Consider the following 21866-nt stretch of genomic DNA (forward strand, 5'->3'; position numbering starts at 1 on the left):
AAACACCCATGAGCAAGGTATTAGTTCTTAAATCCAGTATTCTGGCAGGGTACTCTCAGTCTGGTCAGTTGTCTGATTATTTTGTTGAACAGTGGCGTGAAAAGCACTCTGCTGATGAAATCACTGTCCGCGACCTGGCTGCAAATCCTGTACCGGTACTGGATGGCGAACTGGTGGGTGCGATGCGCCCGAGCGATACACCGCTGACGCCGCGTCAGCAAGAAGCGCTGGCGCTGTCCGATGAGCTGATTGCTGAGCTGAAAGCGCATGATGTGATTGTTATCGCCGCGCCGATGTACAACTTCAACATCCCAACGCAGCTGAAAAACTACTTTGACCTGATTGCCCGTGCAGGTGTGACTTTCCGTTATACCGAGAAAGGCCCGGAAGGTCTGGTGACAGGTAAACGCGCGGTGGTGCTGACCAGCCGTGGTGGTATCCATAAAGACACACCAACCGACCTGATCACGCCGTACCTGAACGTATTCCTGGGCTTTATCGGCATCACCGACGTGAATGTCGTCTTTGCTGAAGGTATTGCTTACGGCCCGGAAGTAGCGTCTAAAGCACAGTCTGATGCGAAAGCCGCTATCGACAGCGTGGTAGCTGCCTGATAATTCCCCCTCTCACCATCCGGTGGGAGGGTTTCTCCGACACTTACTTCTTTCCCTGCATTTGTATCTGTTTGCCGTGAATGCGATTGATATCACGCCAGATGGTTGCATAATCCCTGCATTTCGCCAGATTCTCTTCCCAACAATGAAGCAAAAACTGTTCAGGCTCCGCGACATCCCGGCTTAACAGCTTGAATACCCAACGATTCCAGACATACCACTTGAGAAGCCACATGATTTCACCCTACGACGCGACCGGTGTTGGACTATATCAGCATCCATTTTATGCCGTGTGGCAACTATTGCGATGTCGATGAATAATCCAGATGAATGCTACACAAGCAGTACCAGCCAGACAGCCCACAGAATAGCTGCCAGGCAGAGCGTATGCCGACACTGTTGCAATGCGCCGGACTGGCGCTCGGCCAACGTTAGCGTTTTCAGACGCTCACGACGCCAGATAAAGCACAGCGCATCGCCTGCCTGCACATTGTTATGTGCAGTGATTAGCGAAAAATAGCGCTCATCGAGCCATAATCGCCAGCAGCCAAAACAGACAATGGCGCACAGCAGCGCGATAATGGCACGCAGGACGCCTGGCGGTGCGACAAAGAGCACCCACACCATCGGCGGGAGGGAAAAAAGCAGGATGAAGCGCCAGCTTGCCAGCGTGTTTCGCAACAAGTCATGCCGAAGCGCCTCACCATCTGTTACGTTGTCACTTTCCGTTGCCATTGTTGCAGCATCTCCAGATGTTTATCAGTCAGCACCACCTGTGGGCGGCACGCACGGATCTGTGCCACGGCCTGCTCTACCGTGGTTGCATGGCCATGGCGCAACAGCCACGCCGCAATCACCATCGCACTACGCGATAGTCCTAAAGCACAGTGCACCAACACCGTGCCCTGTGTCTCACGCAGGGTCTCCAGACTGCTCACCGCCTGCTGAAGTTCAGTTTCATTCGGGATCACTAAATCCAGCATTGGTACGCAGTGATACGTTCGCAAGGCCGTCGCCCGTCCACGAGGAAACTCAAAGGTCACGTCAAGTACCGCATGTTGTGCTGGCTCCTGGCGCGGAAAACTACCGAGATACACGCCAGGTGCCACCGAACTTACCGCAGGCAAACGGCGGGTAAACCAACGCATCGACAGCCACATTCCTGCTCGCCACGGCAATGACAGCCAGTAAACAGCGGGAGGGAGTCGGCCATGCGAATCTTTCGCCGTCGTTGCTGCACCGAATCCAGCGTAGCCGCACCCGGCGATCAACAACGCCAGCGCAGGCCATAACAACCATGGTGTCAGCAACACTGCTGAAATGAAGCATACTGCCGCCCCTGCCAGGTATCGCCGCATCAACCTCATGCGCGCTACATCCGGTTTACACCAGCGCCAGCGGCGTTGTTCCGGAACCATCCAGTCAATCAGCATTCCTGCTGCCAGTCCGGTAATAATATCTATAAAATGGTGTTGCCAGGTGGTAAGAACAGAGATAGCAATCAGCAAAAACCAGCTATCAAAGAGCCTGCGCCAACCGCCTGACAGATAGCGACTGAAATGCCGCCACAGCAGCCAGCAGAGAATAATATGCAGTGATGGCGACTGGTTATAAGGTAGATCGAACTGCTCCAGTTGCGCAAACAGCCAACCCGCCGCCCCCGCCACCTCGGGACGCGTAAAACTAAACTGCAACGGAAACAGTAAAAAACCACCGCAGGCAATCACCGATGCCAGTACCAGCCGGAGCACCAGTCGACGCTGTTCGAAACGCGTGGTGCAAACAAACAGAGATAATCCGTAAAACAGATCCAGGCTCCAGTAAGGAAGAATGGTCCACGGAATAAAAGGAATGGCCGACTCCCAGTCAAAAACGATACTTCCAACGTTCTGATATTGTGCGTCTTGCCAGGCGGTAAACTGATTTACCTTGCCATACGTAAGGAAAAAAAACGGTGCCAGCAGCAGTAACCAACCTGCTGCCTGAACCATGACTTTACGCTGCTCAGGAGGCACGACGCACCGCCATAGAAACGGTGAAGATACCCCATTCATCAATCAGCTGTGTACACTTCTCAAAGCCCGCGTCACGAACCAGCGCATCCATTTCCCCCTGCGTACGTACGCGCATCACCCACGCTTTACCATCTTTATGGCTGGTCAGCGACCAGGCGATCGTTTTTAGCTGTGGATGCCAGGGTTGCCCGGTATAGATCAACACGCCCCCCGGCGCTATCGCCTCTGCCAACCCGGCCAAAGAGTTTTTGACCAGCGTGTTGTCAGGAAAGAGTTCGTACAAACCGGAGACAATCCCTAATGTGGGACAAGGTTCCAGCGCTGCCAATTGTTCGCGGTTGAAGGCATCCCCTTGTTCAAAGTGCGCAATGTCAGTCATGCCTCTGCTGGCGATCATTTCGCGACCTTTATTCACGTTCAGCTCACTGTAATCGCGCAATAAAATTGAACTTACCGCCGGTTCGCCTTCCAGCGCATCGAGTACATAGCGTCCATGTCCGGCAGCAATATCCACCACATGCACCGGCGTGCCCTGCTCCGCCAACTGAGCGACTGCCTGGCTAATCAGCATCTGCAAATGAACCTTACGCTGGCGGATCCCCTGCCAGCCGACATTGTTCAGGTAGTTCTTGTCAATTAAACGCCCCAGCGCACTGCTACCCTGAGGCTGGTTGCGATAGACATAATCCAGCGTACTGCCGGAATCAAAACCGGTGTCAAACCCCAGACGTACACCCGTAGATTGCGTCCCCAGAAGCTTCATGCCATAGCGCAAACCGCGGTACGCAAGATCTTCAAGAGAATACGGCGCAGGTCCGCCATTGAGCATCCGCCAGGTATCCGCACCCGGGCTCCAGCGGTCTTCGTTACCGTAATCAAAACGCTGCACCGGCGTAGCATAGAGCGTCGTAATAAAATCGCGCATTTTATCGAATGCCAGGTACCGATCTTTTTCACCCAACGTGTCGTGGTAAAAACCCGGCAGCACGTGCAATTCTTTCAGGGGATTCCTCAGGCGCTGATAAAAATCAATCTGCGGCTGGCGATGCACAACAAAATCATCCCCGGACACCAGCAACTGCACAGGTAACGTAATAGCAGCGGCATCGCTGACAATTCGCTCTGCCGTTTTGTAGAGATCCAACAGGATGTTCACCGCAATGGCACGGGTGATCTGAGTATCAAGGTTAAAGCTGGCCACGCGATCAACATCGTGCGTCAGGTATTTGCCTTTAACATAAGAATTAACGAAAAACAGGCCACGTAGCCGGTGCAGTAACGTTAGCCCCTGGCGGGCAAACGGCACATACAATTTTACTTTGAAAGCCGGTGACGCCAGCACCAGTCCACGAATATCAGGCGCATAGTCATGTGCCCAGGTTGCAGCCAGTACCGCGCCTACGCTTTGGGCTACGACGACCACATCTTCCATTGCGGCCTGGCTGTCTGCTGCGGCGAAACGTACGAATTCTTCAACATCCTGCACCGAGCGCGCCAGCGAGGGGCTATAACCACGCTGACCCGGCGAGTGCCCGTGACCACGTGCATCCCAGGCATAAAATACGGTGTCTGGCATCGCCAGTTCATCCACAATATGCTGCAGCCGCCCGGAATGTTCGTGTCCACGATGGAACAGAACAATCACTTTGGGTGTCATGCCTGGCGCAGGCGCAGGCCAGTGACGATAAAACAGCACGGTGTTATCGCTGGTCAAAAAATGTCGCTCGTCTGGCACGCGTATATTATTCATGTGGCTGCATTCCTGTGGTTTGTTGCTGTAGCAGCAACAGCTGCTGCCTGAGTTCGTCCATGAAGCGGTGTTTATCATCATGAAAACGCAATGCTCTGCCAATATTGACGTCAATAAACAACGGCAGCGGTATACGATTCCCTTTAGCCATTACGTGTTCCGTCCCACGTAGCCAGACGGGAATAATCGGCACGTCCGGCACTCGCTGGCTCAGATGCCATAACCCGGATTTCAGCGGTGACAGTTTTCCCGGCTCACCGCGCGTCCCTTCAGGGAAGAGGATTAGGATCTTGCCGTCGCGTAATGCCTGTTCACACTGCGCCAACGGATTGGTTTCTCCGCCCTTACGCGAAATGGGAATAATGTTGAGAATATTCAGCGCAAACCAGGCCATCGCCTTATTACGCAGGAAATAATCAGCAGCAGCCACCGGATGAATGGACGCCTGGCGGCGCAGCGGAAAGAGCGAAAGGAGTGCAAACACGTCCATATGGCTGTTGTGATTAGCGACAATAATCGCGGGGCCTCGAATGGGCAGACGATCCCGATGCCTGATACGCAGCCCAAGCCACAGCCATATCACTGGCCAGACAATGCAAAGCGTAAACAGCGTTCGCAAAATTGAGCTCATCATAAGTTAGTAGCAAAAGTAGCGGATGAAGTGGAAAAAAACGGGGGCGGTGAAGATCAGAGAATCCAGTCGATCAAGAATACCGCCGTGGCCTGGCAACAGTGTTCCGCTGTCCTTCACGCCGATATCACGTTTTATTGCCGACATCACCACATCGCCACAAAAACCGCTGAGACCGATAATAAAACCCGCCAGCAGCGACAGCGGTAAGTTTAATGGCGTCATCACAGGCCCAAGCAGTGCCGCCATCAGCGTAGTCGTTGCCACGCCGCCGATCAATCCCGCCAGCGTCTTGTTAGGGCTAACCTTAGGCATAACCTTCATACGCCCAATCGATTTTCCCCACAGGTACTGCGCAATATCGTTGAATTCTGTTAAACCTACCAGGAAGAGCACCAGCAATGCGCCGGTTTGTTTGCCATCATCAGGCAGTACCAGCAAAAACGCGACATGGCTGAACGCAAATACGGTGGTCATCAGGCTCCAGTGATGCTGCGAGGCAAAACGTAAGAAGCCCTGCGTATCACCCGCAATCACCATACGAACAGGTAAGAATAAGAATGCATAGACCGGGATAAAAACGACAAACATGCCGTACCAGTTGATGCCAATCAGCCAGTAGTTAATCGGAATAGCGATGAACATCCACAACAGCGGCATGCGATCGGTTTGGCGCGACGGCGCCAGCGTCAAAAATTCCTTTAGCGCCATAAAACTCACCAGCGCAAAAAAGGTTAACGCTAGCCAGTGTGGACTTAAAATAGCCAGAGAAAACAAGACGATGATTACCCACCAGGTGCGAATGCGCAACGTCAGTTCCCGCCAGTCTTTGCCCGGTCGTCGCCACACCAGTAATCCATTCACCACCGTTGCAACCAACAGCAGCGCAAAAATGACCGCGAGAGACCTCTCTAAAAGCATCATTTCACGGCCTCTTCACGCAATGCACTTTTACAGCGATTAATCACCGTCCATAGCAGTAAGAGCGTAGCAATACCCCAGAGCACATTGTTCCACTGCGCAACCTGCGGCCACAGCGCCAGCGCCAAACCCCACGCGCCAAATACCAACGCTCTGTCGCTTTTACCCAGCGGTCCGGCATAGCTGCGGACGCCATTAATCGTTTGTGCCAGGACGCCGCAAAACTCCGTCATCACCGCACATAACAGCATCACCAAAACCAGTAATACGTTACTGTCGGGGAGCAGCATAAACGGCAGGTAAAGCGCAATGTCGGAAAGAATGTCTCCGATTTCATTAAGAATGGCCCCAAGTCGCGATTGTTGGTTGCATTCCCGGGCCAACATGCCGTCCAGTGCATTGAGCGCCATCCGTATGAACAACACGATGGGCAGGAGAACAAAAAATTCAGGTTGGGGGAAAATAACCAGCACTGCACCGGTCACAAAAGAAAGCACCATCGCGGCAAGAGTAACGTGATTCGCTGTGACGCCTTTTTTATGTAACCAGAACATGAGAGGCCGCAAAAGCGCCTGAAAGGCGGGCTTTATCTGATAAAGCGTCATCATCACTCCTTGATAATTTGTTGATTTAAATATAGTGGATTAATTAATCGTTGCCGCCTATTACTTTTTATGGGAGTAACTAAATAAATCGAGCATATAAAAATACTCTATTGTTTTTTCAGCCACTTACCATTTATACCCTGGACGTATTCACCCGGTTTAGCACGAGCAACCAGCTTTTGCCCGGCCATTTTTGCCACTTCATCTGGAGGAATATTATTGCTCTCAGCCAGTTGCTGATAGCTGGCGTTGCGCGCTTTATTAATCTCACTCACCAGCGCCTGCGTTTCGGCATCGGTTTTCAATGCAACCAGATAGCCATTGAGCGTTTCCCCTACTCGCCCCTGAGTTCTGGCTTCATTCAGGGTCAATGCCCACGTATTGCTGCTGAGTAAACTCAGGACGACCAGCGCCACTGCAAACTGTTTTCTCATCATGACCTCAGAACAAATCGCTGCGCGATTTCAATAAACTTTCGACGTCTTTATCAACTTTGATATGGATCTCATGCTCGATTTTGACGTTCATATTAATGGTGATGGGCTCTTTTGGCGCAGCCACTTCGATTCTGGGAGTACACCCTACCAGCAGAGATGAAGTCAGCAGACCCAGCATGGCAGCTATCGTTTTCATTGTTGTTCCTCACATTCCTTGCCTTCCGGGCAATGGGTTTCCGGCAGCGCTGCATTTTGTTCAAGCCATGCCTGTAAATTGTCGCCAAAACGCAAACTGCGCCATAGCGTAAAGACGTTTTCCTCGTGGGTATAATTCAAATTAACCGTACCTACTTTGCCATCTACCCGACTATTGCCAGTCACGGTTGACTGCATGGTTAAGACACCGAAGTTATCCAGATTTATTTTCGTCCACGAATGGCTTATTTCCATATAACGCAGCCAGTTAATGGCCGCCCCCGCCGCCATGTTATCTTTGACGACCGCATCCGCTGTGTCCTTATCAATACGCAACGTCATCGGTCCTGGATTAGTCAACCAGCCGTCTTTAATGATCCATTTTTCGTTATCCAGCCATAATGGCAACGCGCCACTGACCGGGCCAGACATGGCGAACTGTTTGGGGTTAACTGCACTGATAAGCTCGCTGGAAGAGATATTCTGCACCCGCAATAAGGCCGGGTCGTGCTGCGGCATCCGCAGTTGCTGCATGATGATTTTGCCACCCAGCAGGTCGGCACTGACATCGCTCAACAGTAACGGGTTGTTTTCACTCCAGGGGTACGCCCCCTGCAGATCGGCGGCGATATTCTTCACCGTCACCTGATTCACCACTTCCGCAATACGCAGTGAAATAGGTCCACGCGTACCCAGTTGCCATGCGCCTTCACTGAACCGGAAAGGCAATACAAAATCGACACCGTTGATTTGGTTATCGGGCATCCAGGCGCTACCGCCTTTTAACACCCCATGACCGCCTGCTTCAAAGCCCTGCTCCGGGGCTGCCGAAAACGCGACTTGCGCATACAGATCACCTTCACGTAGCTTCATTTTCCAGTCAGGTGGAACCAGAGGTTGGAATACGGTGAGCGATTGTTTTGGCCACCATGCCTGTCCGCGCAGACGGATACCGTCCCAACGACCATTCAGCTGTACGGGCCCAATCGCCCCCGCGTGAAGCTGGCCTTTGAACTGGAAAATTGTCGGATCGCTACCTTCCACGCTGAACTTCAGCGTCGATGGTGGTAACACGCTTCCCCCGGTGAAGGTGGTGTTTCCTGCGTCCAGCGACAGCGCGCCGCTAAATGTCGGTTTGGTTGCATCCCGCACCCAAACTATCGGTTCGTCCATCACCAGACGCGGATTTTCCACCTTCATCGTGCCGTATTGCAGATGATCAAATCCGGTAGAAAGATCAAATAGCTTCAGGGTGTTGTCATGCCATTCTCCCTTACCCGCTACGTCCCAACGGGCATGCATCGGCGTAAAGCTGCCTTCCCCCCAATATCGCCACTGCCAACGACCGGCATCAGGAAGAAAATCATTTGCCAGGCCATCCAGATGCAGTTCAAAGCCCCCCATCTGGTTTTCATGCGCACGTAAAATAGCCTGCAGACGCCCATCCACACCACGTTGCGTGACTTTTACGCCTGCCAGCGGCCAGCGAATCTCGTCAATATCCAGCGAATCAATCACCCTCCCACGTGAGCGCAGCAGCGCTCCTGGCTCAAAAGCCAATTGTGGATCGTTCAGACTTCCGCTAAGTCTGGCGGGCAATTTCGCGTAGAAGATCAGATCGCCCTGTTTCGCTTCACCGGTCAACTGTAGCGGCATCTCGCTACTATCCATGCCAAGCTTACCCGGCCCCAGCGTTAATACGGCATTTCCTTTACCGGCGTCGCCATGCGTCAGAACGTTCAGACGCCCGCTCACCACCGCGTTTTCCAGTCCGGCCTGCCAGTTTTCAACTTTTATGCCCAACCGCCCGCTTAAGGGGAATCCCTGATAAGGCCAGTTCCAGCGTCCGTCGCTGATGGTCAGTTGCTGGCGTGTTATTTCCCACGGAAGGTCAAGCAGCGGATCGGCATTATCACGCGCCATGACGATCAGTTGTCCGCTGTTTTCTTGCCACTCCAGTTCGGCGTCCACAAGCGTAGGCTCTTGCGGCAGACTTAACGTCGCAACCGCATGACCGCTTACCGGTAGTCCATCGGGCACCAGTGGCATAGTAAATTCACCGACCAGTCTTACCGGCGGCTGGCCTTCAAATGCCGCAACATCCAGCTCCGTTACCGTGAGGTTTTGCCCGTGCAAACGCCCCTGAAATTTAACTTTTTCACCCTGGTAACGCAGCTGTTGAGTAGCGGGAGTGAGCGAGAGTGACAGTTTTCCCTGCCATTCCTGCCATGGAGAAAGAATAAGTTTGTCGATGTTAATCCAGGTATTGGGCAGCATTGACTGCCATTCAGCCAGCGTTTTAGGCGCTGCTGGCGACGGCTCTGCCTGCGGCAATTTGGCCAGGCAAGCTGAATCCAACTCAATGGTCCCGACATTCAGCGACCAGCGGCTGGGGTGAGACAGATCCGCCTGAGTGATGCGTGCTAGTGGGCAATCTTCAACAAGATAGCGGAGTTCAGGTATATGCAACCCATGCCGTGTCAGCCGCGGGCTCTCATCCAGCGCGATGCGTGTTCCAACGGGTAACCAGATACCCACCAACGTAGGCACCCACAGGCCAAGCGTCATCACTAGCGTCAGCGGCACGAGAATCAATAATAAGAGGAGTGCCAGAACGGCTTTATATTTACCCTTCATGGGTAGTTAATATCCTGATTTAGCAAAAATTTAAGCCGGTTTAGGCCTGTATTGTGGCATGTTTAACTGGATATGCCCACATTAAGGATAGATAACCGATTTATAGGCACGCTGTTACACGTGCCGTCGGGGATATTAAGATTCAGACTCAATGAGGCCTCAGTTGTCCATCGCTATGTTTAGGTCCGATACGACCTGCTTCTATCAGAATTTCCTCAATGAGTTCTTCGAGGCACTCCCTACCATGATGATCGCAGACCAGATGTACCTGCCGGGAAATCTCATCAGGTTTCATACCATCGCATAATGCCGCCTTGAGCATTAGAGTGGCCCATCGTTTTGCTTCAGAGTGAGTCAGCATAACCCCTCCCGATAATTGCTACCTGTATAAGCGTAGCTGTCCGGATGTGATTCGGCTGGCTTTTTACCTGCCGCGATATTCGGGTGTTGAGTTGGATAGAAAAATATCCAGTTGTTGAAATTGTGTAACCTGCCCACACTAACAACAGATACGCTGAAATTATTCATTACGCCTATGACTATCAATAACTTTTTAGATTTTGTAAAATAATTTGAATTGGATTAATGTGACGTCAAAATCACTGGAGAAAGTCTTATGAAACTCGCCATCTATAGTACAAAACAGTACGACAAGAAGTATCTGCAGCAGGTTAACGAGGCTTTTGGTTTTGAACTTGAATTCTTTGACTTTCTGTTGACGGAAAAAACAGCGAAAACCGCCCATGGCTGTGAAGCTGTGTGCATTTTCGTCAACGACGATGGCAGCCGCCCCGTTCTGGAAGAACTGAAAAAGCATGGCGTGAAATACATTGCGCTGCGTTGTGCCGGGTTCAATAACGTCGATCTCGACGCAGCAAAAGAGCTGGGTCTGCAGGTGGTGCGTGTTCCAGCTTATTCACCAGAGGCCGTCGCTGAGCATGCGATTGGCATGATGATGACGCTGAATCGCCGAATTCACCGCGCCTACCAGCGTACCCGTGATGCCAATTTCTCTCTTGAGGGGCTGACCGGTTTTACTATGTATGGCAAAACCGCTGGGGTGATCGGTACCGGTAAAATCGGTATTGCTGCACTGCGGATCCTGAAAGGTTTTGGTATGCGTCTGCTGGCGTTCGATCCTTACCCGAGCGCTGCTGCGCTGGAGCTAGGCGTTGAATATGTCGATCTTAAAACGCTGTTTGCCGAGTCAGATGTCATCTCTCTGCACTGCCCGTTAACACCGGAGAATTATCATCTGCTCAATCACGAAGCCTTTGAACAGATGAAAAACGGCGTGATGGTCATTAACACCAGTCGTGGTGCATTGATCGACTCACAAGCCGCTATCGATGCGCTGAAAAACCAGAAAATTGGTTCTCTGGGTATGGACGTGTATGAGAACGAACGCGATCTGTTCTTTGAAGATAAATCCAATGACGTCATTCAGGATGATGTATTCCGTCGTCTGTCAGCCTGTCATAACGTGTTGTTCACCGGACATCAGGCATTCCTGACAGCTGAAGCGTTGACCAGTATTTCTGAGACTACGCTACAGAATCTGGCCCAAATCTCCAAAGGCGAGACCTGTCCAAACGCCCTCTTCTAATTCCTGTGCTCCCCTGGCGTCAGGGGAGCATTTTCAGACAATCACCGATGATAAAACAGTCAGTATCATTATTATATTGAATGTATTCCCGTCACAAACGTAGAGAAATTTAATGAAGAAAGTTGTCACGTTGATTGCGCTCAGCCTGCTGATGGCGGGTTGTGTGAGCAATGGAAAAGTTTCCGTCAATCGCGAACAGTTGCAGCATCACCGCTTCGTTTTGCAAAGCGTGAATGGTAAAGCCGTCACCACCGCCAACAACCCACCTGAGTTAAGTTTTGGCGAAAACATGACGGTATCAGGAAAGATGTGTAATCAATTCCACGGTCAGGGCAAGCTGTCCGACGGTGAGTTGAAGGTAAAAGATATGGCGATGACACGTATGATGTGCGCCGATCCACAGCTTAACGCGCTCGACGGGATCGTCAGCGAAATGTTTAAGCAAGGCGCACAGGTCGATCTGACTGCTGACCAGTTAACGCTGGCGACAGCAGAACAAACGCTGACGTATAAACTCGCGGATTTAATGTAGGAAACGTGGTGGCTTAATAGCTCCCACAACTTCCGGCGGCAAGCGACTGCTCACTACAGCGTTTGCCGTTGGGTAGCGCACACATCCCGATAGCAGAACCATCCAGTTGACGAGCAACAGAGAGCGAACCGCCAATCATGGCGCAATTAGCTTCTCCTGAACTGGACATTGCTGCCTTCATGCCCGGTGCGACATGCGCGGCGGTTGCCTGCTGAACAGGTTCGCTGCTACAAGCCGATAATAATAACGCGGCACATCCTACCCAAAACGCTGCGCGCATCTTACTCCCCTCTGAATATTAACCAAACGACACAGCCATAAATAATAGGCAGCGGAAACACCGCCGTCGAGAGGCAAAATACGCATTTATGCGTACTGTTTACATTTTCTGGCAATTTTTTGCCTGCTCCTTTGATCAAACCATTCATTCTGTTTATTCCAGGGACACAAAAGCGAAAATCTGTCTTTAGCGCTTTTGCTAAAATAGAAAGATAACTACAGGATTCGCCGCTGTTACGCGTGTCCCTCTTTTTGCGCAATGTAAGGGTGTCAGTATGATCACAATTGACGGTAATGGTGCGGTTGCTTCAGTCGCATTTCGTACCAGCGAGGTTATCGCCATCTACCCGATTACGCCCAGTTCGACGATGGCTGAACAGGCAGATGCCTGGGCCGGGAACGGGCTTAAGAACGTGTGGGGGGATACCCCTCGCGTCGTAGAAATGCAGTCAGAAGGCGGTGCGATCGCAACCGTTCATGGCGCGTTGCAGACCGGTGCGCTCTCTACGTCGTTTACCTCATCGCAGGGCCTGTTGCTGATGATCCCAACGCTGTACAAACTGGCCGGTCAGTTGACCCCGTTTGTACTGCACGTTGCGGCTCGTACAATTGCCACTCACGCATTATCGATCTTTGGCGATCATTCCGACGTGATGGCGGTGCGCCAGACAGGATGTGCGATGCTGTGTGCCAGCAGCGTTCAGGAGGCACAGGACTTTGCGCTGATTTCGCAAATAGCCACCCTGAAAAGCCGGGTTCCGTTTATTCATTTCTTTGATGGTTTCCGTACATCCCATGAAATCAATAAAATTGTGCCACTGGCCGACGACACGATCCTCGGACTGATGCCGCAGGCGGAAATCGATGCTCATCGCGCTCGGGCGCTTAATCCTGAGCATCCGGTTATTCGCGGTACGTCTGCGAACCCGGACACCTATTTCCAGTCACGCGAGGCAACAAACCCGTGGTACAACGCGGTTTACGATCATGTAGAACAGGCGATGAACGATTTCGCCGCAGCGACAGGTCGCCAGTACCAGCCATTTGAATATTACGGCCATCCTCAGGCTGAGCGCGTCATTATCTTAATGGGATCGGCGATTGGAACCTGCGAAGAAGTCGTTGAAGAACTGCTGGCGCATGGCGAGAAAGTCGGCGTTCTGAAAGTGCGTCTGTTCCGTCCATTCTCTGCCAGGCATTTACTGCGCGCGTTGCCGGAAACCGTACGCAGCATCGCCGTCCTGGATCGCACCAAAGAGCCCGGCGCACAGGCCGAACCGTTGTATCTGGACGTGATGACCGCGTTAGCAGAAGCCTTCAACTGTGGCGAGCGAGAAACGCTGCCGCGCGTGATTGGCGGACGTTATGGCCTTTCTTCCAAAGAGTTTGGTCCAGACTGCGTGATGGCGGTCTTTAATGAGCTGAGCAGCGCGAAGCCGAAACCTCGCTTTACGGTCGGTATCTATGATGATGTCACCAACTTGTCGCTACAGTTACCGGAAAACACCCTGCCCGGTACGGCTAAGCTCGAAGCGCTGTTTTACGGGCTGGGCAGCGACGGTAGCGTGTCAGCCACCAAAAACAATATCAAAATTATTGGTAACTCGACGCCATGGTATGCGCAAGGTTATTTCGTCTACGACTCGAAAAAAGCAGGCGGTCTGACAGTTTCCCACCTGCGCGTTAGCGAGCAGCCTATTCGATCAGCGTATCTGGTTTCACAAGCCGATTTTGTTGGCTGTCACCAGCTGCAATTTATCGATAAGTATCAGATGGCCGAGCGCCTGAAACCAGGCGGTATCTTCCTGCTTAATACGCCATACAGTGTGGATGAAGTCTGGGGTCGTCTGCCACAGGAAGTTCAGGCGGTACTGAATCAGAAGAAAGCCCGATTCTACGTGATTAATGCGGCCAAAATCGCCCGCGAATGCGGTCTGGCAGCGCGTATTAACACCGTTATGCAAATGGCCTTCTTCCATTTGACGCAAATCTTACCCGGCGACAGCGCGTTGGCTGAATTGCAGGGGGCGATTGCGAAAAGTTACAGCAGTAAAGGACAGGACCTTGTTGAACGTAACTGGCAGGCTCTGGCCCTGGCGCGCGAATCCGTCGCCGAAGTAGCACTCCAGCCGGTTGATCCGCACAGCGCAAACCGACCACCGGTGGTTTCTGATGCCGCACCTGATTTCGTGAAAACCGTCACCGCGGCAATGCTCGCCGGTCTGGGTGATGCCCTCCCCGTATCAGCGTTGCCGCCAGACGGCACCTGGCCAATGGGCACCACGCGTTGGGAAAAACGTAATATCGCCGAAGAGATCCCCATCTGGAAGGAAGAGCTGTGTACCCAGTGTAACCACTGCGTTGCCGCTTGCCCGCACTCGGCAATCCGCGCCAAAGTGGTTTCACCTGAAGCGATGGAAAACGCCCCTGCCAGTCTGCATTCTTTGGATGTGAAATCACGCGATATGCGCGGTCAGAAGTATGTCCTGCAGGTTGCACCAGAAGATTGCACTGGCTGTAATCTGTGTGTCGAAGTTTGCCCGGCAAAAGATCGCCAAAACCCGGAAATCAAGGCCATCAATATGATGTCGCGCCTTGAGCATGTTGAAGAAGAAAAAGTTAACTATGACTTCTTCCTCAATCTGCCGGAGATCGACCGCAGCAAGCTTGAACGCATTGATATCCGTACCTCGCAGTTAATCACTCCGCTGTTTGAATATTCCGGCGCCTGTTCTGGTTGTGGTGAAACGCCGTATATCAAACTGCTTACGCAGCTGTATGGCGACCGCATGCTGATCGCTAACGCGACCGGCTGTTCATCGATTTATGGCGGTAACCTCCCTTCAACGCCGTATACGACCGATGCCAATGGTCGTGGACCTGCGTGGGCAAACTCTCTGTTCGAAGATAACGCTGAGTTTGGTCTGGGCTTCCGCCTGACGGTGGATCAACACCGTGTGCGCGTCATGCGTTTGCTGGAGCAGTTTGCGGATAATATTCCGGCTGAACTGAATGACGCCCTGCATGCTGAAGCGACGCCAGAAGTACGCCGTGAGCAAGTTGCTGCGCTGCGCCAGCATCTGAAAGATGTCGAAGGTGCACAGCAACTGTTAACCGATGCCGACGCGCTGGTCGAGAAGTCCATCTGGCTGATTGGCGGCGACGGCTGGGCTTACGATATTGGTTTTGGCGGGTTGGATCACGTCCTGAGTCTCACCGAGAACGTCAATATTCTGGTACTGGATACCCAGTGTTACTCCAACACGGGTGGACAAGCGTCGAAAGCCACGCCGCTTGGGGCGGTTACCAAGTTTGGTGAGCATGGCAAGCGCAAGGCTCGCAAAGATCTTGGCGTCAGCATGATGATGTACGGACATGTTTATGTCGCACAGATTTCTCTGGGCGCCCAGTTGAATCAGACGGTCAAAGCTATCCAGGAAGCTGAATCCTACCCCGGCCCGTCGCTGATTATCGCGTATAGCCCATGTGAGGAGCATGGCTATGACCTCGCGCTAAGCCACGATCAGATGCGTCAACTCACGGCTACCGGATTCTGGCCGCTGTACCGCTTTGACCCACGCCGAGCAGACGAAGGTAAGCTGCCGCTGGCGCTCGACTCGCGCCCACCGTCAGATGCGCTGGCCGAAACATTGCTTAACGAGCAGCGTTTCCGCCGCCTGAACGCCCAGCAGCCAGAAGTTGCAGAACAGCTGTGGAAGGATGCGACGGCTGATTTGCAAAAACGCTACGACTTCCTGGCCCAACTGGCAGGCAAAGCGGAAAAGAGCGGTACCGAATAATACGTTTTTCTCAGTATTAGCCCGGAACCTAAAAAAAAGCCCGAACAGTTGTTCGGGCTTGTCAATTTATTCGCTGGCTAATTAATAAGTGACATCAATATACCAACAAAAAATAAAACGTGACAATAAAGGCATATAACACGCGCAGAATAGCCCAACAAAATTCAATTGTATAATTTTTATTTTATATATATTTTCATTAACTCATTCATGTAAATTATCACTATTTCCGTAGAATTATTTGTTTAAGGTTTTACTTAAGACGTAACAATTCATATTTATCTCTTTACGGAACTTCTCCTTTAGCATGCTTTTACTCCCTACATGGGTAGTCACAGGTTAATAAAAAAACTAAAGGATTATTTCAATGAACAGAAAAGTACTGGCTCTCGTAATTCCTGCCCTGCTGGCTGCAGGCGCTGCTCACGCTGCAGAAGTTTATAATAAAGACGGCAACAAATTAGATCTCTATGGCAAAGTAGACGCCCTGCGCTATTTCTCTGATGATGCCAACAAAGATGGCGATCAGACTTATTTCCGTGGCGGCTTCAAAGGCGAAACTCAGATTAACGATATGCTCACCGGCTATGGTCAGTGGGAATATCAGGTTAATGCCAACACCACTGAAAGCAACCGCAGCAACAACTTTACTCGTCTGGCCTTTGCCGGTCTGAAATTCGGCGATTACGGCTCATTCGACTACGGTCGTAACTACGGCGTACTGTACGACGTGGAAGGCTGGACCGATATGCTGCCAGAATTCGGTGGCGACTCCTACACCTACTCTGATAACTTCATGACCGGCCGTGCGAACGGTGTAGCAACCTACCGTAACACCGACTTCTTCGGTCTGGTTAATGGTCTGAACTTTGCACTGCAGTATCAGGGTGCGAATGAACAAGCGGGTGATGAGCAGGAAGGCACCGGTAACGGCAGCGACCGTAACATTCAAAACTCTAACGGCGACGGCTTCGGTATCTCCTCTACCTACGATCTGGGTATGGGTGTAAGCTTCGGTGCGGCGTATACCACGTCTGACCGTACTAACGACCAGGTTAACGCGGGTAAAATCGGCGGCAACGTTGCCGGCGGTGATACAGCCGACGCATGGACTACCGGTCTGAAATACGACGCCAACAACATCTACCTGGCAACCATGTACTCCGAAACCCGTAACATGACTCCGTACGGGGACAGCGGCGTAGCCAACAAAACTCAGAACTTCGAAGTAACTGCACAGTACCAGTTCGACTTCGGTCTGCGTCCGGCAGTGTCTTTCCTGATGTCTAAAGGTAAAGATCTGAACGCTACCGACGGCGACAAAGACCTGGTTAAATATGCTGATATCGGCGCTACCTACTACTTCAACAAAAACATGTCCACCTATGTTGATTATAAAATCAACCTGCTGGACGAAGACGACAGCTTCTACACTCGTAACAACATCTCTACTGATGACGTAGTTGCATTAGGTCTGGTTTACCAGTTCTAAGTTCGTCAGCCCGCTGGCAACGGCGGGCTATCCTTATTTTCTGTGTAACTCCGTTTTATCTCATTCAAAACATTATATCTGTTGCGTTAAAACACATCTCTGATAGATGATATCTTGCATTAAGGTCTGTAGTAGAGGATACCTGCAATGAATCATCATCCTGTAAAATCATCCCGTATTGCATCCGTCGGCTATGACGAATCCTCTTGCACGCTAGAAATTCGCTTTCACCAGTTGGCTACCCTGCAATATCAGCAGGTCCCTGCCCGTATTTTTCGTGATTTCCTGATCGTGGTCTCTAAAGGCCGATTTTACGATGGGGTAATAAAAGGCAAATTTCCTGAAATCAAAATAAAGTGATGCCAAAATGTGATCGTTGTCATTGTACATAAAGTGCCATTACGCGGTAAGCTTTACGTGGATACTTAAACAGGAGGTTTTATGAACAGAACGATTCTTGTACCCATCGATATTTCAGACTCAGAATTAACTCAACGCGTTATTGCCCATGTTGAAGCAGAAGCAAAGATCGACGATGCACAGGTTCATTTTTTGACCGTCATTCCGTCATTGCCCTATTACGCTTCCCTGGGACTGGCCTACTCTGCAGAGTTACCGGCCATGGACGATCTGAAAGCCGAAGCGAAATCTCAACTGGAAGAGATTATCAAGAAGTTCAATATCCCAACGGACAGAGTGCACGTTCATGTCGCAGAAGGTGCGCCGAAAGACAAGATTCTGGAGATCGCTAAAAAATTACCGGCTGATATGGTCATTATTGCCTCACACCGACCTGACATCACCACCTACCTGCTGGGCTCTAACGCCGCGGCGGTAGTGCGTCACGCGGAGTGTTCGGTACTGGTAGTCCGCTAAGCTTTCTGGCCCGCACATCGCTGCGGGCTTTTTGTTTCTCCCTCATTTTCCCCACGATTCCTGATCGAAGCATACAAGGCCATTTCAGTATCGCTATGTCGTGACATCATTACGTCCCCTCTTGAAACCCAGGTAAAAACAGAGTATAAACACTGTATATAAACCCAGTAAAAGAGCGATAAGCAATGTTCGTGGAACTCGTTTATGACAAAAGGAATTTTGATGGTCTGCCCGGCGCAAAAGATATTATTCTCGGCGAATTGACCAAGAGGGTTCATCGGATCTTCCCCGATGCTGAAGTTCGGGTTAAACCGATGATGACACTTCCGGCGATCAACACTGACGCCAGCAAGCATGAAAAAGAACAGATAAGCCGAACGGTTCAAGAAATGTTTGAAGAGGCTGAGATGTGGTTGGTTTCAGATTAAGTACCTTGAACCGTCATATTGCTTAAGTACCATCCGCTGTGACTGGCAATCATTCAATACTCGCACTATCGGACGTTTGCCGGTCGGCCGCAGCCATGCTCTTGCATACGGCATGGTTGCGGCAGTTTGCCACACCCTGTGTTTTTCGCTCCCTGACATTGCTCGTTGATAGTTCAGAACTGAATTATCTGGCGGTAAGTTGCTCCACAATTTTCTTCAGCGCTTCAATATCTGCTTTCAACTGATTAATTGCTTCCTGTCCGGGGCCATGTACCTTTATCCAATCATGCTGTTCGCTGTTTATTCTGGTCTGGTCACGAAGAGCAAAAATCTTACTACTCTATGAGTAGCATTGGTGCCAGATGGAACGCCGCTGTAAAACGTGCTGGTATTCGTCGCCGTAATCCGTACCATACGCGACACACCTTTGCTTGCTGGCTGTTATCGGCTGGAGCGAACCCATCATTTATAGCTAATCAGATGGGGCATGAAAACGCGCAAATAGTGTACGACGTCTACAGTACATGGATTGAAGAAATGAATGACGATCGGGTTGCAATGTTGAATAGCCAACTAGCCCTGTGATTGAAGTTTGCCCATTATATGCCCCTTTTGGTTTTTGAGAACGGTAAGAATGCAAGATAATCAACAAGTTACAAAGAAAGAACAATACAACCTGAACAAACTGCAAAAACGTCTGCGTCGTAACGTGGGCGAAGCCATTGCCGATTTCAATATGATCGAAGACGGCGATCGCATTATGGTGTGCCTTTCCGGCGGGAAAGACAGCTATACCATGCTGGAGATCCTGCGTAATTTGCAGCAAAGCGCCCCGATCAGTTTTTCCTTAGTTGCGGTTAACCTCGATCAAAAACAACCCGGTTTCCCGGAGCACATTCTGCCAGAGTATCTGGAACAGCTGGGCGTTGAGTACAAGATTGTCGAAGAAAACACCTACGGGATCGTCAAAGACAAAATCCCAGAAGGCAAAACGACCTGCTCGCTCTGCTCTCGCCTGCGTCGCGGCATTCTGTACCGTACGGCAACCGAATTAGGAGCCACCAAGATTGCGCTCGGCCACCATCGCGACGACATCCTGCAAACGCTGTTTTTAAACATGTTCTACGGCGGGAAAATGAAAGGCATGCCGCCGAAGCTGATGAGTGATGACGGTAAGCACATCGTGATCCGCCCGCTGGCTTACTGCCGTGAGAAAGATATCGAGCGTTTCTCCGAAGCGAAAGGTTTCCCGATTATTCCGTGTAATCTGTGCGGCTCACAGCCTAACCTACAGCGTCAGGTCATTGCTGACATGCTGCGTGACTGGGACAAACGCTATCCAGGCCGCATTGAAACCATGTTCAGTGCGATGCAAAACGTTGTACCTTCACATCTGAGCGATATCAATCTGTTCGATTTTAAAGGCATTAAGCACGGTTCAGAGGTTGTGGACGGCGGGGATTTAGCGTTCGATCGTGAAGAGATCCCGCTGCAACCTGCGGGCTGGCAGCCAGAAGAAGATGATGCTCAACTGGATGAGTTACGCCTGAACGTGGTGGAAGTGAAGTAAGCGTCTGTCAGGCCTACAACGTGCATAAGCGCCTGTAGGCCTGATAAGCGGAGCGCCATCAGGCGCCCCAACGGGTAGTTATTTCAATAACCGGACCCGGCAAGTCTTGCCTTTGATCTTACCGTTTTGCAATTGTTTCCACGCCTTGTGCGCTATGTTCTGGCGAACGGCGACATAGACGTGTGCCGGATGAACAGCAATTTTGCCGATATCTGCGCCATCCAGACCAATATCACCGGTCAGAGCCCCCAGAACATCACCAGGACGCATTTTCGCTTTTTTACCACCATCAATGCATAACGTCGCCATCTCTGCTTCCAGCGGCAGGATTGAGCCGTTAGCTGGCGCAGTTAGCCAGTTCAGCTTCAGTTGCAGCATTTCAGAAAGAATGTTGGCACGCTGCGCTTCTTCCGGCGCACAGAAGCTAATCGCCAGACCGCTGTTGCCGGCACGCGCAGTTCGTCCGATACGATGGACGTGGACTTCCGGATCCCACGCCAGTTCGAAGTTAACTACCAGCTCAAGTGATTTGATATCCAGGCCACGTGCAGCCACATCGGTTGCGACCAGGACGCGCGCGCTACCGTTGGCAAAACGAACCAGCGTCTGATCGCGATCGCGTTGTTCCAGGTCGCCATGTAATGACAGTGCGCTTTGCCCTGCCGCATTCAGTGCATCACAAACGGCCTGACAATCTTTTTTGGTGTTACAAAAAACCACACACGATGCGGGTTGATGCTGGCTGAGTAGCTTTTGCAGCAGCGGAATTTTTCCGTGGCTGGAGGTTTCGAAAAACTGCTGTTCAATCGCCGGTAACGCATCGACCGTATCAATTTCAATCGTTAATGGATTTTGCTGTACCCGGCCACTGATAGCAGCAATGGCTTCCGGCCAGGTTGCGGAAAACAGCAAAGTCTGACGTGACGCAGGCGCAAAGCGAATGACATCATCAATCGCATCGCTAAAGCCCATATCCAGCATGCGGTCGGCTTCATCCATAACCAGCGTATTCAGGGCATCCAGAGAAACGGTGCCTTTTTGCAGGTGGTCAAGTAAACGACCCGGTGTGGCAACAATAATATGTGGTGCATGTTGCAGGGAGTCACGCTGTGCGCCAAAGGGTTGCCCACCGCACAGCGTTAAGATCTTGGTGTTTGGCAGGAAGCGCGCTAAACGACGCAGTTCACCCGCCACCTGGTCGGCAAGCTCGCGCGTTGGGCACAGCACCAGAGACTGCGTCTGAAACAGCGCGGCATCAATATGCTGTAATAGCCCAAGACCAAAAGCAGCCGTTTTGCCACTGCCGGTTTTAGCCTGCACGCGAACATCTTTACCCGCCAGGATTGCCGGTAACGCAGCAGCCTGAACAGGCGTCATTTCAAGATAGCCCAGCTCGTTAAGATTCTCGAGTTGAGCAGCAGGTAAAACATTCAGGGTTGAAAAAGCGGTCACAATTTAATCTCGCGGTAAAAACTCAC

21 protein-coding genes and 1 pseudogene are annotated in these 21866 nt (G+C 51.4%); 10 read left to right on the top strand and 12 right to left on the bottom strand.

Annotated features, from left to right (window positions below; translation table 11 throughout):
- Positions 1 to 8: 8 nt before the first annotated feature.
- Positions 9 to 614 carry an FMN-dependent NADH-azoreductase gene (azoR, locus tag C2U43_RS13085; protein ID WP_003020341.1) on the top strand — a complete coding sequence of 202 codons (606 nt, stop codon included), beginning with the start codon at positions 9 to 11 and terminating at the stop codon, positions 612 to 614.
- 43 nt (positions 615 to 657) lie between these two features.
- On the opposite strand, the gene C2U43_RS13090 is transcribed toward azoR, so the two are convergent.
- The 10 genes from C2U43_RS13090 to C2U43_RS13135 all read right to left on the bottom strand — a co-directional run bounded on the left by C2U43_RS13090 (position 658) and on the right by C2U43_RS13135 (position 9805).
- Positions 658 to 849: a hypothetical protein gene (locus tag C2U43_RS13090; RefSeq protein ID WP_008784880.1), complete on the bottom strand. Its 192-nt coding sequence runs from the start codon at positions 847 to 849 to the stop codon at positions 658 to 660.
- A gap of 98 nt (positions 850 to 947) precedes the next feature.
- Positions 948 to 1349 carry a hypothetical protein gene (locus tag C2U43_RS13095; protein ID WP_103285271.1) on the bottom strand — a complete coding sequence of 134 codons (402 nt, stop codon included), beginning with the start codon at positions 1347 to 1349 and terminating at the stop codon, positions 948 to 950.
- Positions 1325 to 2629 carry a phosphatase PAP2/dual specificity phosphatase family protein gene (locus C2U43_RS13100; RefSeq protein ID WP_233899537.1) on the bottom strand — a complete coding sequence of 435 codons (1305 nt, stop codon included), beginning with the start codon at positions 2627 to 2629 and terminating at the stop codon, positions 1325 to 1327. Before C2U43_RS13100 ends, C2U43_RS13095 begins: the two co-directional genes overlap by 25 nt.
- On the bottom strand, positions 2619 to 4379 hold the full coding sequence (locus C2U43_RS13105; protein ID WP_103285272.1) for a bifunctional alpha/beta hydrolase/class I SAM-dependent methyltransferase: 1761 nt from the start codon (positions 4377 to 4379) through the stop codon (positions 2619 to 2621). Before C2U43_RS13105 ends, C2U43_RS13100 begins: the two co-directional genes overlap by 11 nt.
- The gene (locus tag C2U43_RS13110) at positions 4372 to 5013 is read right to left on the bottom strand and encodes a lysophospholipid acyltransferase family protein (RefSeq protein WP_103285273.1); all 642 of its coding nucleotides are present in this window, start codon (positions 5011 to 5013) and stop codon (positions 4372 to 4374) included. Before C2U43_RS13110 ends, C2U43_RS13105 begins: the two co-directional genes overlap by 8 nt.
- Before the next feature lie 3 nt (positions 5014 to 5016).
- Positions 5017 to 5934: a phosphatidate cytidylyltransferase gene (locus C2U43_RS13115; protein ID WP_103285274.1), complete on the bottom strand. Its 918-nt coding sequence runs from the start codon at positions 5932 to 5934 to the stop codon at positions 5017 to 5019.
- Entirely contained in the window at positions 5931 to 6536 is a 606-nt protein-coding gene (locus C2U43_RS13120) for a CDP-alcohol phosphatidyltransferase family protein (protein ID WP_103285275.1), read from the bottom strand. The genes C2U43_RS13115 and C2U43_RS13120 overlap by 4 nt, the downstream gene beginning before the upstream one ends.
- Before the next feature lie 107 nt (positions 6537 to 6643).
- Positions 6644 to 6970, bottom strand: a complete 327-nt coding sequence (locus tag C2U43_RS13125; RefSeq protein ID WP_103285276.1) for a YdbL family protein — start codon at positions 6968 to 6970, stop codon at positions 6644 to 6646.
- 7 nt (positions 6971 to 6977) lie between these two features.
- Positions 6978 to 7169: a YnbE family lipoprotein gene (locus tag C2U43_RS13130; RefSeq protein ID WP_008784882.1), complete on the bottom strand. Its 192-nt coding sequence runs from the start codon at positions 7167 to 7169 to the stop codon at positions 6978 to 6980.
- Positions 7166 to 9805 carry a YdbH family protein gene (locus C2U43_RS13135; protein WP_103285277.1) on the bottom strand — a complete coding sequence of 880 codons (2640 nt, stop codon included), beginning with the start codon at positions 9803 to 9805 and terminating at the stop codon, positions 7166 to 7168. The genes C2U43_RS13130 and C2U43_RS13135 overlap by 4 nt, the downstream gene beginning before the upstream one ends.
- A gap of 616 nt (positions 9806 to 10421) precedes the next feature.
- On the opposite strand from C2U43_RS13135, the gene C2U43_RS13145 reads away from it, so the two are divergent.
- Both C2U43_RS13145 and hslJ read left to right on the top strand, forming a co-directional pair.
- Positions 10422 to 11411, top strand: a complete 990-nt coding sequence (locus tag C2U43_RS13145; RefSeq protein ID WP_003833196.1) for a 2-hydroxyacid dehydrogenase — start codon at positions 10422 to 10424, stop codon at positions 11409 to 11411.
- Positions 11412 to 11523: 112 nt separating this feature from the next.
- Positions 11524 to 11943, top strand: coding sequence for a heat shock protein HslJ (gene hslJ, locus C2U43_RS13150; RefSeq protein WP_103285278.1), 420 nt, complete (start codon positions 11524 to 11526; stop codon positions 11941 to 11943).
- A gap of 13 nt (positions 11944 to 11956) precedes the next feature.
- On the opposite strand, the gene C2U43_RS13155 is transcribed toward hslJ, so the two are convergent.
- Positions 11957 to 12223, bottom strand: coding sequence for a putative hemolysin (locus tag C2U43_RS13155; RefSeq protein ID WP_003833199.1), 267 nt, complete (start codon positions 12221 to 12223; stop codon positions 11957 to 11959).
- A gap of 274 nt (positions 12224 to 12497) precedes the next feature.
- Here C2U43_RS13155 and nifJ point away from each other — a divergent pair, with 274 nt between their 5' ends.
- The 7 genes and pseudogenes from nifJ to ttcA all read left to right on the top strand — a co-directional run bounded on the left by nifJ (position 12498) and on the right by ttcA (position 20388).
- Positions 12498 to 16022, top strand: coding sequence for a pyruvate:ferredoxin (flavodoxin) oxidoreductase (gene nifJ, locus C2U43_RS13165; protein WP_103285279.1), 3525 nt, complete (start codon positions 12498 to 12500; stop codon positions 16020 to 16022).
- Between the two features lie 367 nt (positions 16023 to 16389).
- The gene (gene ompC / locus C2U43_RS13170) at positions 16390 to 17514 is read left to right on the top strand and encodes a porin OmpC (RefSeq protein WP_048235297.1); all 1125 of its coding nucleotides are present in this window, start codon (positions 16390 to 16392) and stop codon (positions 17512 to 17514) included.
- A gap of 147 nt (positions 17515 to 17661) precedes the next feature.
- Entirely contained in the window at positions 17662 to 17874 is a 213-nt protein-coding gene (locus C2U43_RS13175; RefSeq protein ID WP_003833205.1) for a KTSC domain-containing protein, read from the top strand.
- 81 nt (positions 17875 to 17955) lie between these two features.
- Positions 17956 to 18390 (top strand): universal stress protein UspF, encoded by a 435-nt coding sequence (uspF, locus tag C2U43_RS13180; protein WP_003833207.1) that lies wholly within the window; start codon positions 17956 to 17958, stop codon positions 18388 to 18390.
- A 185-nt stretch (positions 18391 to 18575) separates the two neighbouring features.
- On the top strand, positions 18576 to 18818 hold the full coding sequence (locus C2U43_RS13185) for a DinI family protein (protein WP_100272395.1): 243 nt from the start codon (positions 18576 to 18578) through the stop codon (positions 18816 to 18818).
- A 306-nt stretch (positions 18819 to 19124) separates the two neighbouring features.
- Positions 19125 to 19403: pseudogene (locus tag C2U43_RS13190) on the top strand (tyrosine-type recombinase/integrase); the annotation flags it as partial.
- A gap of 49 nt (positions 19404 to 19452) precedes the next feature.
- Positions 19453 to 20388, top strand: coding sequence for a tRNA 2-thiocytidine(32) synthetase TtcA (gene ttcA / locus C2U43_RS13195; RefSeq protein WP_032943567.1), 936 nt, complete (start codon positions 19453 to 19455; stop codon positions 20386 to 20388).
- A 78-nt stretch (positions 20389 to 20466) separates the two neighbouring features.
- On the opposite strand, the gene dbpA is transcribed toward ttcA, so the two are convergent.
- A complete protein-coding gene (gene dbpA, locus C2U43_RS13200; RefSeq protein ID WP_008784890.1) occupies positions 20467 to 21840 on the bottom strand; it encodes an ATP-dependent RNA helicase DbpA in 1374 nt (457 codons plus the stop codon).
- Positions 21841 to 21866: the final 26 nt, after the last annotated feature.

This window comes from Citrobacter freundii complex sp. CFNIH9 (assembly GCF_002903305.1).
In the GTDB taxonomy this organism is placed as follows: Bacteria; Pseudomonadota; Gammaproteobacteria; order Enterobacterales; family Enterobacteriaceae; genus Citrobacter; species Citrobacter portucalensis.

Bases quoted from the DNA above. Each gene is read 5' to 3' on its own strand.
- azoR (WP_003020341.1), top strand. From the start codon at position 9: ATGAGCAAGGTATTAGTTCTTAAATCCAGTATTCTGGCAGGGTACTCT.
- C2U43_RS13090 (WP_008784880.1), bottom strand. From the start codon at position 849: ATGTGGCTTCTCAAGTGGTATGTCTGGAATCGTTGGGTATTCAAGCTG.
- C2U43_RS13095 (WP_103285271.1), bottom strand. From the start codon at position 1,349: ATGGCAACGGAAAGTGACAACGTAACAGATGGTGAGGCGCTTCGGCAT.
- C2U43_RS13105 (WP_103285272.1), bottom strand. From the start codon at position 4,379: ATGAATAATATACGCGTGCCAGACGAGCGACATTTTTTGACCAGCGAT.
- C2U43_RS13110 (WP_103285273.1), bottom strand. From the start codon at position 5,013: ATGATGAGCTCAATTTTGCGAACGCTGTTTACGCTTTGCATTGTCTGG.
- C2U43_RS13115 (WP_103285274.1), bottom strand. From the start codon at position 5,934: ATGATGCTTTTAGAGAGGTCTCTCGCGGTCATTTTTGCGCTGCTGTTG.
- C2U43_RS13120 (WP_103285275.1), bottom strand. From the start codon at position 6,536: ATGACGCTTTATCAGATAAAGCCCGCCTTTCAGGCGCTTTTGCGGCCT.
- C2U43_RS13125 (WP_103285276.1), bottom strand. From the start codon at position 6,970: ATGAGAAAACAGTTTGCAGTGGCGCTGGTCGTCCTGAGTTTACTCAGC.
- C2U43_RS13130 (WP_008784882.1), bottom strand. From the start codon at position 7,169: ATGAAAACGATAGCTGCCATGCTGGGTCTGCTGACTTCATCTCTGCTG.
- C2U43_RS13135 (WP_103285277.1), bottom strand. From the start codon at position 9,805: ATGAAGGGTAAATATAAAGCCGTTCTGGCACTCCTCTTATTATTGATT.
- C2U43_RS13145 (WP_003833196.1), top strand. From the start codon at position 10,422: ATGAAACTCGCCATCTATAGTACAAAACAGTACGACAAGAAGTATCTG.
- hslJ (WP_103285278.1), top strand. From the start codon at position 11,524: ATGAAGAAAGTTGTCACGTTGATTGCGCTCAGCCTGCTGATGGCGGGT.
- C2U43_RS13155 (WP_003833199.1), bottom strand. From the start codon at position 12,223: ATGCGCGCAGCGTTTTGGGTAGGATGTGCCGCGTTATTATTATCGGCT.
- nifJ (WP_103285279.1), top strand. From the start codon at position 12,498: ATGATCACAATTGACGGTAATGGTGCGGTTGCTTCAGTCGCATTTCGT.
- ompC (WP_048235297.1), top strand. From the start codon at position 16,390: ATGAACAGAAAAGTACTGGCTCTCGTAATTCCTGCCCTGCTGGCTGCA.
- C2U43_RS13175 (WP_003833205.1), top strand. From the start codon at position 17,662: ATGAATCATCATCCTGTAAAATCATCCCGTATTGCATCCGTCGGCTAT.
- uspF (WP_003833207.1), top strand. From the start codon at position 17,956: ATGAACAGAACGATTCTTGTACCCATCGATATTTCAGACTCAGAATTA.
- C2U43_RS13185 (WP_100272395.1), top strand. From the start codon at position 18,576: ATGTTCGTGGAACTCGTTTATGACAAAAGGAATTTTGATGGTCTGCCC.
- ttcA (WP_032943567.1), top strand. From the start codon at position 19,453: ATGCAAGATAATCAACAAGTTACAAAGAAAGAACAATACAACCTGAAC.